The organism is Flavobacteriales bacterium (genome assembly GCA_026129465.1).
Lineage (GTDB): Bacteria > Bacteroidota > Bacteroidia > Flavobacteriales_F > PHOS-HE28 > PHOS-HE28.
Window position 1 is genome coordinate 119702 of sequence record JAHCIA010000001.1, and the last position, 14495, is coordinate 134196.

Annotated in this window: 1 protein-coding gene; it reads left to right on the forward strand. The window is 62.4% G+C overall.

The features are described 5' to 3' along the window. Positions 1-5 precede the first annotated feature (5 nt). Positions 6-12896 carry a PKD domain-containing protein gene (locus KIT10_00515; GenBank protein MCW5897723.1) on the forward strand — a complete coding sequence of 4297 codons (12891 nt, stop codon included), beginning with the start codon at positions 6-8 and terminating at the stop codon, positions 12894-12896. Positions 12897-14495 lie beyond the last annotated feature (1599 nt).

Here is a 14495-nt window from a genome sequence, read left to right on the forward strand (position 1 = left end):
TGCACATGAAACGGTTCCTTACCCCTGTACTGCGTAGCGCGATGATCGCCGTGGCGATGGTCGCCTTTCTTGGATCACAAGCGCAAGTGGATGTCTCCGGCGCCTTGGTCGGCAACGGCACATACGGCACCCTTGGGGCTGCCTTCACCGCCATCAACGGCGGAGCCCAAACGGGGGCCAACATCTTGATCGAGATCACGGGTAATACCACCGAACCGGCCTCGGCCACATTGAATGCCGGTGCGTGGGCGACCGTGACGATCAATCCATCCGGTGGCGCCACGCGCACGATCTCCGGCAACCTCGCGGCTCCCTTGATCAACTTGAATGGTGCGGACAACGTGACCATCGATGGGTTGAATTCCGGGGGCAACGCGCTGGTGATCGAGAACACCTCGAGCGCCGCCACAGCCGGCACCAGCGCCGTCCGATTCATCGCTGATGCCGTGAACAACGTGGTGCGTAAGTGCACCATCAGGGGCTCCAACACGACGGGCGCGGCTGGAAATGGCACCATCTTCTTCAGCACGGGGACCAGCACGGGCAACGACAACAACCTGATCGAGGAGTGCGTGATCACCGCCGCTGGGAGCAACCTGCCCCAGATCGCCATCAGTTCCACCGGTACATCCGTCGCCGTGGACAATAGTGGCAACACGGTGAGCGGCTGTGAGATCTCCGACTACTTCAATGCATCCACGGCCTCCACGGGCCTGTACCTGGTGAGCAACAGTTCGGGCTGGACCATCAGCGACAACAAGTTCTTCCAGACCGCCACGCGCACGGCCACGTCCGGTGCCATCCACCGCGCCATTTACATCAATACCGCCTCAGGAAGCGGTTACTCCATCACCGGCAACACCATCGGTTTCGCCAATACCGTTGGCACTGGTACCACCTCTTATGCGGGTGCCATAGCGAATCGGTTCATTGGTATCGAGTGCGTGGCCGCCGCCACACCGGTGAGCAGTATACAAGGCAACACAGTGGCGGGGATCTCCTTGGCCACAACGAGCGGCGCGACCACCACCCCTGGTGTTTTCGGCGGCATTGTGGCCAATGCTGGGGTGAACATCGGTACAGTGACGGGCAACACCATCGGTGCAGCGACAGGAACCGGTTCCATCGCCATCACGAGTTCTACTGGTGGCGGGCGTTCCTATGGCATCTACGCCACTTCTTCAACGGGCGCGATCGACATCCGCAACAACACGGTGGCCGGTATCACCTATGCGGGTGCCACGGCGGCCATTGGCACGAACCTCAATGCCATCGAGGTGAATGCGGCGGGTTCCGGTACCACCTTGAACATCGTGGACAACCAAGTGGGGAGCGCCACGGCGGGTTCGTTGACCATCGGTCTGGCGGGCACCACCACGGGCACCTGCTCTTTGCTGGGTATCGCCAGTGCGGGCGCTGCTGGTACCGTGAACATCTCGAACAACGTGTTGCGTGGCGTCACGATGCATAGCACTACGAGCAACTTCATCGGTATCCAAAGCACCGGAAACGTTTCCGTGGCCAACAACATCACGGACAACCAGCTGGGCAATGCCGGGGCCGGTGTTGTGAACTTCACCCGGGCAAATTCTGGGACCTTCACGGGGATCACAGTGACCAGTGGCACATCGGCGTCGAGCCTGAGCATCACGGGCAATGATCTGCGGGGAGTCGTCTACGACCTCGCCTCTTCGGGTGCCAACACCTATGTGAGCAATACGGGGGCCGTCCTCAATACCAACATCAGCAGCAACACCTTCACCAATCTGAGCGTGAACACCACGGGCAATGTCACATTCATCAGCAACAGTGTCATACGGCCCGCCAATGCCGTGACGAACGTGAACAACAACGGCATCGTCACGGGCTTCAGCAAAACGGGTTCGGGCGGTGCGGTGCAGCTATACCTCTCCAATTCTTCCACCCCGAGCACCGGCAGCGATACGAACACCGGCAACGATTTCAGCAACATCACGCTCACGGGGGCGACCTCCTTCGCGGGATGGCAGAACACGGATGGCAGCACATTTTCTCCATATGGCCCGCAGAAGAACGTATCGAACAATACGTTCAGCAACATCATCCTGGGAAGTGGGGCTTCCAACATCCTGCAGGTGGGCTACAGCCGGACCACGGCCACGAACACGGTGGCGAACAACGCGATCACGAACATCTCGGGCACGGGGAGCATCACCGCGATCAACATGCAGCAGGGCCCGCACGACATCACGGGCAATACCATCCGGGGCATCACTTCCACAGGCACGGCGGCCGAAGTGATCGGCATCCGGCAGGCGCAGATGGGTGTGGGCACGATGAACATCCGGGGCAACCTGATCGCGGACATGCAGTCGGGTGGCACCACGGCTGGTCTGGTGCGGGGCATCGACCTGGTGGGCGGCACCAGTGGCACCACCACCAACGTGGTGAACAACCGGATCGGCGATCTGCGGATGCCCGCATGCAACAGCACGACCGCGTTCCTGCATGGGTTCCATGCGAACATGGGCACGACCGGATTCAACATCAGCCTGAGCTACAACACCATCTATCTGAGCGCCACCAGTTCGGGGGCCAGCTTCACCACGGCCGCGGTCTACTGCAATACGGCTCCCACGCTCACCATGCGCAACAACATCCTGGTGAACATGTCCACGCCCAACGGAGCGGGCAACCGCACGATCGCGTATCGGCAGGCGGCCACTGGATTGACGAACTATGGCGCGGCCAGCAACAACAACTTGTTCTATGCTGATACGCCGGGTCCCACACGGGTGATCCATTGGAACGGCACCACAGCTTATGAGACCCTGGCCAGCTGGCAGGCTTTCGCGAGTCCCCGCGACGCCAACTCCGTCAGCGAGCTGCCGCCCTTCCTCAGCACCGACCCCACCAATGCCGACTACCTGAAGATCGACCCCACGGTGGCCACACAGATCGAAAGCGGCGGCATCGCCATCGCGGGCATCGACGACGACTTCGAGGGCGACATCCGTTTCGGCAGCGTGGGATACACCGGAGGTGGTGCCGCGCCGGATATCGGTGCGGATGAGTTCGAGGGTGTATTGCTGGACATCGCGGCGCCCATCATCAGCTACACGCCGCTGAGCAGTGCGTGCGGTACCGGTGCACGGACCCTGTCGGCCTCGATCACCGACGCCAGCGGGGTGCCCACCAGTGGCGATGGCCTGCCGCGCCTGCGTTGGCGCATCAATGCAGGTGCCTGGGCCTATGTGACCGGTGTACACATCAGCGGCAGCACCTATGAGTTCACCTTCGGCGCCAGTGCGGCCGAGGGGGACGTGGTGGAGTATTACGTGGTGGCCCAGGACAACGCCGGTACGCCCAACGTGGGCGCTTTCCCTGCGGCCGGTGCAGGTGGTTTCGGCGCCGATCCGCCCGCGGCGAGCACACCGCCCACCACGCCCAGCAGCTATACGGTGCTGGCCGTGCTGGCAGGCACCTACAACGTGGGCAGCGGTGAACCGGCCCCCTTCAACAGCCTGCCCAGCGCCATAGCGCACTACCATGCGAGCTGCCTGGGCGGCGCAGTGGTCTACCAGCTGATGGACGCCAGCTACCCCCTGGCCTCCACACTGGCCATCAACAACCACCCGGACGCCAGCAGCGTGAACACGCTGACCATCCGGCCGAATGCGGCCACGGCCGTGCTGGTGAGCGGCACCATCGCGAGCAACCCGCTGATCAACATGAACGGGGCGCGCTTCGTGATCTTCGATGGACTGAACACGGGCGGGGCGACCCTGACCATCCGCAATGCGAGCACGTCCGCTGGCACCGGCACCAGCACCATCCGCTTCATCAACGACGCGGTGAACGACACGATCCGCAACTGCACCCTGGAGGCGGCGCATCAATTGGGCGGCATACTGGAGTCCGGTGTGCTGGTCTTCGCCGGGGGCGCCACCACGGGCAATGACGATATCGTGATCGCCAACAACATCATTGGTGCGGTCTCCGGTGGCACGGTGGGCAAGGCCATCTATGGCAACGGCAGTACTGGTTCGCTGGCCGTACACAACAGCGGTGTGCGGATCCTGGACAACGAGATCCGGGACTATTTCCTGCCGGCAGCAACACACTACGGCCTCTTTCTGAACACAGGCTGCACGAACTGGACCATCAGCGGCAACAAATTCTACCAGACCGCGGCACGCGTGACCAGCACCACGTCCGCGCACCGGATGCTGGAGATCAACACGGCCTCCTTCGCCGATGTGGGGGGCTACGACATCAGCGGCAACACCTTCGGCTTCGCGAACGCCTCGGGCACGGGCATCTACGACATCAGCGGCACGAACGGCAGTTTGCGCGCCATCCACCTGGGCTTGAACTCTGGCAACACGGTCCTGACCAATATCGATGGCAACATTTTCGGGGGCATCAGCCTTGGCACCACCACCAGTGGCACCACGAGCAACTCGCCGTTCCAGATGATCTTCGTGAACAGCGGTCTGGTGAACATCGGCGTCAACGCCGGCAACATCATCGGCAGCCAGACGGCGAACAGTCTGAGCTTCACGACCACGTCGTCCAGTTCCACGGATGTATACGCCATCCATAACTTCTCCTTGCTCCCCACCACCATCAGCAACAACGTCATCGGTGGCATCACGGCCAACCTGGGCACTTCTTCTCTGACGAGCATCCTGTCGGGGATCACCGTGAACACGAGTTCATCGGTGGCTTCGACCGTGAGCAACAATACGGTGGGTGGCACGGTGGCACACAGCATCCGGCAAACGGGAGCGACCACGGGCAGCGTGGTACGGGGCATCGCCTTCGTTACGAGCAGCGCCACGGTGGCGGACAACCTGGTGCGGAACCTGAGCAATGATGATGGCCAGGCGGCCGTGGGCGCGGCATCCGCGGTGACGGGCCTTTGGTTCGGCAGCACCGGCGTGAACCATACGGTATCTCGCAACACGGTACACAGCCTGCGGAGCACCAACGCCGCCGGCACGCGGGCGGTGCTGGGCATGTACTACACCTCCTCCAGCGGCACCAACATCGTGGAGCGCAACCTGATCCACTCGTTGGACGCGGCGGCCACAGGGGCCACGCTGGTGGGCATCAACATCGCGGGCGGTACCACCACCTACCGGAACAACATGATACGTCTTGGTGTGGACGCGGCGGGCGCATCGATCACAGTGCCGCTCACCATCAATGGTATCTGGGACGTCTCCGGCGCCACCAGCCTGCACCACAACAGCGTGTACATCGGCGGCAGCGGGGTGGGCGGTACGGCGAACGACAGCTGGTGCCTGTACACCGCATCTTCCGGTCCGGTGCGCAACTGGAGGAACAACATCTTCCACAACGCCCGGAGCAACGCCGGTGCGGGTGGCAAGCACTACGCCATCCGGGCCATCAGCGTTTCTGGCCTGACGAGCAACTACAACCTGTTGTACGCTTCGGGCAACGGAGGCGTGCTGGGCTTCTTCAGCTTCGACAGGCCCACGCTGGCCTCCTGGCAGCTGATCGGACAGGACGCCAACAGTGTGACAGGCGACCCGCGCTACATCAACCCAGAAGGTGATGCGGCCACACTGGACCTGCACATCGACCCGGTGCTGCCCACGCCGATCGAAGGCACGGGCGTGCTGATCGCCACGGTGACGGACGATTTCGACGCTGAGACCCGCAGCGGGTTGACCCCGACGGACATCGGTGCGGACGCGGGTGATTTCGTGTTCGGGGAAGCCACACCGCCCACGATCGTCTACACGCCGCTCACCACGCCAAGTTGCGACCTGAGCACGCGCGTGCTCACCGCCACCATCACGGATGCCAGCGGCGTGCCCACAGCGGGCGTCGGCCTGCCACGCTTGCGCTGGCGCGTGAACGCCGGTGCTTGGAATTATGAGACGGCGGTATGGCTGGGCGGCGACAACTACGAGTTCACCTTCGCTCCGGGGCTGGTGAGCGCGGATGTGGTGGAGTATTACGTGGTGGCCCAGGACAACAACGACAACGTGGGCACCTTCCCGGCCGGTGGCGGAGGCTTCAGCGCCAACCCGCCCGCCGCCAGTGTGCCGCCGCCGGCCAGTGTGCTGAACATCGGCCTCATCCTCAACGGCACCTACCTGATCGGCAATGCGCAGCCCCCACCCTTCAATACACTGCGCACCGCCATCGATGGGTACAACAACGCCTGCCTGACGGGGCCGGTGATCTACGAGTTGGTGGACGCCAGCTACACCACAGGTACGGGTGAGGTCTTCCCGATCGCCATCAACAACAATGTGGATGCGAGCGCCACAAATACCTTCACCATACGGCCGGCCGCCGGCAATGCGGCCACTGTCCAGGGCACTTTGACGGGCGGCCCGATGATCGACCTTTTCGGGGCGCGCTATGTGACCTTCGATGGCTTGATGAGCGGCGGCGCTTCACTCACGATCGCCAACACCAGCACTGCGGCCACCAGTGGCACCAGCACCATGCGTTTCGCCAGCGATGCCGTGTTCAACACCATCACGCGCTGCGCGGTGCAGGGTTCGAGCACTTCGGCGGCCGGAACCAATGGAGGCAACATCTGGTTCGGTGCCAACAGTAGCAGTACCGGCAACGACAACAACACGGTGAGCCTTTGCGACATCGGTCCCGCCGGCGGCAACCTGCCCAGCAAGGGCATCTACTTCACGGGCACCAGCAACGCCAATCCCGGCACAGGCAATAGCGGCAACGTCATCGACAACAACAACATCTTCGACGTTTTCCATCCCACGGTCAGTACCGCCTTCATCGACGTCAACAGCGGTACGCCCATCCTGACGATCACCAACAACCGGATGTACCAGACGGCCACGCGCACCATCACGGATGGCAGCGTGACCATTACCCATCACGGCATCCGGATCGCCAACACGAACGGCAACGGCTATACGGTGACAGGTAATACCATCGGCCATGCGGCCGCGGATGGCACGGGCACCTACAACCTGGTGTTCCCGGTCTCTGGTTCCTGTTTGACCTCCTTCGTGCCCATCCTGGTCAACGTGGGCATCACCACGGCGAGCAACGTGGACAACAACATCATCCGCGGCATCGCGATGAGCGGTGCGGGCTGTGGCACGGGGACCACGGCGGTTTTCCGGGGTATTTACATAACGGCTGGCCTCACTACATGCAACGGCAATACCGTGGGAAGCACCACCAGCGCGGCGTCGATCACGCTCACATCCACAAGCGCCAGTGCCGCCGACGTCACAGCCATATACAATTTCGGTTCGAGCGACTGGACCACGAACAACAACCAGATCGGCGGCATCACCACCGGTGGCGGCACTGGTGCGCGGAATTTCTATGGTCTTCGCTGCAACACGACCTCGTCCAATTCATGGACAGCGAACAACAATACCATCGGCGGCACGGTGGCCAACTCCATTGAGAGCGCATCCACGAGCACCGCCGCGCTGATGCGTGGCATATTGGTGGAATCGCCATCGGCGAGCCTGAGTGGCAACCTGGTGCGCAACCTCAATGCGGCGGGTGGCACGGGTACTTTCGTCTCAGCGAGTGTCATCGGCGTCAGCATCACAGCCAGTTCGGCCAATCATACCCTGAGTGGCAATGCGATACACAGCCTTTCGAACACCAATGCTACAGGCACCCGCCATGTACTGGGTATCCACTTCAATGCCAGCACCGGTACCAACCTGCTTGAGAAGAACTTGGTGCACAGCCTCAACCTGGCCAGCACCGGTGGTACGCTGATCGGTATCAACAATCCCGGGGGTACGGTCACCATACGGAACAACATGGTGCGACTGGGCATCGACCAGGATGGCAACGACATCGCCGTTCCATGCTTCATCTATGGCATTTGGGACCAGGGGGGGACCAGGAACATCTGGCATAACAGCGTGTATATCGGTGGCGCCGACGTATCCAGCGGAGCCTCTGAAACCTTCGCTATTTATGCTGATGGAGCGAGCACGCGCAGCTACCGGAACAATATCCTGTTCAATGCGCGCAGCAACGCGGCAAGCGGGGCCAACCACTATGCCATCCGCATGTCCACGCTCACTGGACTCACCAGCGACCACAACAACCTGCACGTTTCCGGCAACGGCGGGCACATCGGATTCTTCACCAGTGCGCGCCTGACATTGAACGACTGGCGCACGGCCACCAGTGGCCGGGATGTGAACAGCCCCGGTGGGAACCCGCAATTCATCGCGCCCAATGGTACCGCGGCCACGGTGGACCTGCACATCCATCCAACGAACCCAACGCCCATCGAAGGCACGGGCTTCGCGGTGGCGGTGACGGACGACTTCGACGGGGAGGACCGCAGCGCGCTCACGCCTGTGGATATCGGCGCCGATGCCGGTGACTTCGTCTTCGGCGACCTGGAGCCGCCCACGATCACCTACACGCCGCTTGGAAGCCCGGGTTGTGTCACTGGCATGCGTTCCCTGGATGTGACCATCACGGACGTGGGTTCCGGTGTGCCCACCACAGGCATCGGCCAGCCGGTGCTCTACTGGCGCATCAACGGTGGTGGCTGGACCGGTGAGACGGCCACCACCATCAGTGCGCCCACTTTCACATTCCAGTTCGGTGCGGGCACCAATGGCGGCGACCTTGTGGAGTACTATGTGGCGGCGCAGGACGGCAGCGACAACGTCACCACGGAGCCCTTCGCCGGTGCATCGGGCTTCACGGCCGACCCACCCGCCGTGTCCACGGCTCCCACCACGCCCAGCAGCTACAGCATCAACTGGACGCTGAACGGAACCTACGCCGTGGGCACCGCCCAAGCGGCGCCATTCAATACGCTGACCGGTGCCATTGGAGCCTACAACGCGGCCTGCCTTACTGGTCCGGTGGTCTTCGAGTTGGAGGATGCCACCTACAGCACGGGCGAGACCTTCCCGATCACCATCGCTTACAATGCCGATGCGAGCAGCACGAATACGCTGACCATCCAGCCGGCGGCGAGCGTCACGCCCACCATCACAGGTTCCAGCACAGGCGCGATCCTGCTTCTCAATGGCGCGGATTGGATCCGCATAGAGGGCAGCAACGCACCGGTGGCCAATGGTCTATGCCAGACGAATTCCGCGCGCCACCTGACGATCTCCAACACGAGTACCGGCACATCGAGCGCCGTGATCTGGCTGCAGAGCGCCGCCGGCCCGGCCTTCGGCGCCACCAACAACATCGTGCGCAACTGCATCGTCACCGGGAATTCCTCCACCACCACCTTGATGGGCATCGGTTCGGGCAGTGCCACGATCGGTACCGGGTCGCTGGGTGTGGACAACGACGGGAACACCTTCGAGAACAACGCGGTGTCGAGCTGCCAGATCGGCATCTACTCGGTGGGTGCCAGTGCCGCGAACAAGAACGAGGGCACGGCCATACGGTTCAACAACCTGAACACCCATGGGACCGCAGGCATTTTTGCTCGATTCGAGAACAGCATCGGCATCACAGGCAACAATGTGGATGGGGTTTTCAGAACAGGCGCGCTCGATGTGATGGGGATCTCGGTCGGGTTCGCACATTCATCAATCACTGCGACAGAAGCTGGGGTGGGAGAAGTGACCAACGCGACCATCACACACAATACGATCGGTTCGGTGGTGAACAACAACCAGTGGTCGGCGGTGGGTATCGCATACGGTGCTGCCACGACTGGTTCGTCCACAATAGCGAACAACACCGTCAGTGGAGTTGCGGCGAATGCCACCAACCCCGACATATCCGCTGGTATCCTCTTGGGCGGAGGAGCGGCCACAGTGAATGTCTACCACAATACGGTACGCATGCAAGGCACCATACCGGGTACTACGGCCGCGACCCAGACGGCTGCGGCTTTGGCCATGGTGGGCGCCGGTGCATCGACCGACATCCGCAACAACATCCTGGTGAACACCCAGCAAGGGAATGCCGGAGCCTCACTACGATTCACGGCGATCGCGCTGGGTCATGCCACGTACACCTTCACCTCGAACAACAACGACCTGTTCGCTGGTGGTGGTGGACCGGGAACCTACACCACAGGCATCACGGGCGGTATCGTGGTTGGTACGAGCCGGGTAACATTGGCCATCTGGCAAGGCATCACGGGCAAGGACCTGCTGTCGCAGAACGTCTCACCAGCCTTCGTCAGTGCTACCGACCTGCACCTGAGTCCTACGTCAGCGGTGAATGGTGCGTTGGTAGGCACAGGGGCCAATGTGGGCATCGCCATCGACATCGATTGCGAAACCCGGCCCGCACTCCCCACCATTGGTGCTGATGAGTTCCGCGCCATCTATTACAGCCAGGCCACCGGTGATGTGAACGCACCCATCTGGGACGTGGTGCCTGTGGGCACGGCTGGTCCTGCCATTTGGGGCGCCGCCAGCAGCATGGTGGTACAGAACCCCCACTTGGTGACCAACACCGCCGATGTGGACGTGCGCGACCTGACCGTGGACAATGGCGGCACGCTGACGCTGACGACCAACACCACCCTGACGGTGAACGGCGCCTCGGCCAGTTTCACCGGCGCCGGTGCGGTCGTCGCCGAGGATGACAGCGAATTGAAGATCGCCGGTGTGGGCGCCTTCGCGCTGAGCACCACCGCAAACCTCTTCCTCTTTGATCTGACGGTGGACCGTGACGGCACCACCACGGTGAGTGGTTCTGTGCGCCTGCAAGGCACCCTGCTGCTGGAGGACGGCGACTTCGATGCCACCACCGCCAACGTTCGCCTGCGCAGCAATGTCAATGGCACCGGCCGCTTGGGTCCGGTGGGCACCAACGCCAACTATCTGGGCGACCTGCGTGTGGCGCGCTGGATGCCCAACGGTGCCACCAATTGGCGCCTGATGGGCAGCCCGGTGCTGGGCGCCACGGTGCAGCAGTGGGATGACAACGTGATCACCGGCGGCTTCCCCGGAAGCGACTACCCGAACTTCGACAACCCGGTGGGCAGTGGCATCCTGTGGCCCAGCGTGCGCTTGTACGCCGAGGAGACCGAGGACCCGGACCCACTCGAGGGCCTGGTCAGCATCGAGAACGTCACCAGTCCGCTGGTGGCCGGTCGCGGCTACGCCATCTGGTGCGGCAATGGATCGGTGAACAGCAACCCTTTTCAGATCGATGTGACCGGCCCGCCGCGCATCGCCAAGACACCCTTCACCCTGCCGATGACCTGGACGGAGAGCACGCCCCCCGCACCCGCAGCCGACGGCTGGAACCTGGTGAGCAACCCGCTGGCCAGTCCGATCGATTTCGACCTGCTCTCCCTGGGTGGCGATGTGGAGGAAGGCTATTACATCTACAATCCGGATGATGGCACCACGGCCTACTGGGATGCCGTGCTGGGCACGAGCTTCCCCAATGGCGTGCTCAACGGTGTGATCCAAAGCAGCCAGGGCTTCTGGTTGAAGGCCAATGGCGGTGCCGTGACCACCACGGTGGACGAGAGCGCCAAGGTGGCCGGCAACAGCGGAGGCCTCTGGGGCGCCGGTGAGGAGGTGGCCGACCTGCTGCGTTTGCGCGTCACCGGCGATCAGAACGCGTTCAACGACGAGGCCGCCGTGCTCTTCGCACAGGGCAGCCCCGCCTTTGGCCCGGGCGATGCGGCCAAGATGCCGCACAGCCACCTGGACGCCCCCCGCATCGCCACGCACAGCAGTGATGGACATGCTTTGGTGCTGAACCGCTTCGGCGCCTACACCAGCGACATCACCATCCCGGTCTCCATCCGGGCGGGTGTGGCGGGCACCTACACGATCACCTTCACCCATGGTGAGATGACCGCGCTGGGTTGTTTGCGCCTGGAGGATCTGGAGACGGGCATCTTCACCCCGGTGGTGGATGGTGAGAGCTACACCTTCACCCAGGCCGCTACCGGCGAAGAGGCTGTGATGCGCTTTGTACTGCATGCCGCCACACCGCTCACCCTCACCACGCAGAACGCCATCTGCGGCGGCACGGCCACTGGCGAAGCCCTGGTGGACCTCGGCAGCCAGGTGGCCAACGTCACCTGGAGCGACGGCTTCGGCAACCCGCTGCTGGTGCAGAACGGCATCACCGGACAGGCGGTCTTCGCGGGCCTGCAAGCCGGGGAGTACAGCGTGCTGGTGGAGGTGGACGGCTGCGGTCCTTCGGAGCAGACCTTCCTGATCACCGCACCGGAAGTGATGAGCGCCACGGTGGAGACCCTGGACGCCACCTGCCCGGACACCATGGATGGCCAACTCAGTGTGGACGTGCTCGGCGGTGCGCTGCCCTACACCTACCTATGGAGCAATGGCGCCACGGAAGCCTCCATCGCCGTGGTGGCGGGCAACTACTCGGTGATCGTGACCGATGCCCAAGGCTGCGACCTGGAGGTGGGTGGTCTGGTCGTGGGCTCAGGCCCGGCGCCGGAAGCCGCCTTTGAGGTTGAGCAGACGACCGTGGTCATCAACACACCGGTCCACTTCACCAACACCAGTGTCGGTGGCGCGGGCTACCTCTGGGACTTCGGCGATGGTGCGAGCTCCACCGAGGTGGAACCCACGCATACCTACACCATGCCCGGTGTGTATACCGTGACGCTGACGGCCTTCGGTGGCGTGTGCAGCATCAGTTGGTCCATGGACATCGTGGTGGAACTGGGCACTGGTCTGTCCGATTCCATGCTGCCGGGCGTCAACGCCTGGGGCGCCGAGGGCCTGTTCTTCGTGGAGCATGGCTTCGAGGGTGGCACCCTGTACGTGGAAGTGCTGGATGCCGCCGGCAAGCTGCACCGCCAGTGGAATCTGGGCGCCGCACCCGGCCGGGTGACCTTGCCGGCCGATGGCCTGAGCACCGGCATCTGGCTGCTGCGCGTGACCCATGGCCACCAGACACGCACCTTCAGGATACCGTTGATGCGCTGACAGAGGCGCCTCTGAGCAATGGCCAGCCCCCCTCACCATGTGGTGTGGGGGGCTTGTCTATTCAAGGCCTTGGACCCCTCCGGTGGACGATATGACCTTGAGGGACAGAAGGTCATGAAGCAAGGCCTGGGCCCCGATGAACAAAAGTTTCTTGACACGGGGCATGGATCCCCCACACATTTGCCGACCTGCGCAAATCCGGTTTCGACCAATTGCACTTATTCGTAGATGGGTCGAACAGATTTTGCGACAAAGCAACTGATAACCCCGACGAAGATGGTCAAGGCATACGTCCTGATGTTCGTGCTGCGTGTCACTGTACTGGCCAGTCTGGCTTGGATGTTCGCGTTCACCCAGGTCTTCGCCCAAAGCATGGGCGACCACCGCAGTTACCAGAGCGGTGATTGGAGCGACCCTGGTACATGGGAACTATGGGATGGTGCCAATTGGATCCAGGAGTACAATGTGTTATACCCAGGTTCCGTAACACTGCCCGGCGATGGTTTTCCTGTGATAGGAAGCACAGCCACGAGTGCGAAGACGAACACCAACAATGTGGCCCATGTCATCACCCTGCCCATGGGGATCGTGGCCGGCGACCTCATCCTGGTCTTCTGGACCGATGCGGACAATAGCGGTACCAACCCGACCCTTGCGGGATACACGCAACTGGCATCGAGCAACAGCAGTGATGCTGATGTCTATCGGAAGGTGTGGTACCGTATAGCCGATGGGACGGAAGGGGCGACGGTCTCCACCAATGCATTCGGTGACCGCAGTGCGCATGTGACGTACCGCATCGAGGCTGGAACCTACCAAGGTGTGCCCTTCATATCCGCCAATGCCAATGGCACGAACAATGCCCCGAACCCGGCCAACCTGGATCCCGGACTCGGATCGCAGAATTATCTCTGGATCGCCAGTGCCCATGCGGCCGAGTCCCAGACCTTCACCATTCCGGACGATTTCACCGATGCATTGGACGCCCGGTCCACCGCCAGCAGTACCAATTCCAACCAATGCCAGGTGATCACGGCCAGGCAATTCCTGGAAGGAACCGCTTTGGACCCTGGTGCCTTTTCGTTGGGAGGCAATGCCACCCATACGGCATGGACGGTGGCAGTTCAGGGCTTCGGAGGTACCTACCCCCACCCGGTGATCGTCAATTCCGCCACCGGGGTGCAGAGTGGTGCCAATGTGACCTCACACGCGATCGCCATTCCGGAGGGACTTGCCGGAGACATGCTGGTGACCGTATTCTCCGTGGACGGCAATCCAACGGTGACCACCACCAGCACGGGGTGGAACAAGCTCGGGCAAGGCAACGAAGGTTCCGTGGTGGGTGCCGTTTTCTGGAAAATGGCATCCGGTCCGGCATCCGGGGATGATGCCCTTTCCTTGACCACCAGCGCCAGTGAGCGCAGCAGCCATGTGACCTACCGCATCCGCGGCGCATCAGGGATCTCCGGCTCGTCCGCGACGAATGACAACGCGAACAGCAATCCGCCTTCCCACTCACCGGCGGAAGAAAGCTATTTGTGGATCGCCACACGCTCCGGCGATGCCCAAGTGGTGGCGACAGCACCTCCGGCCAATTAC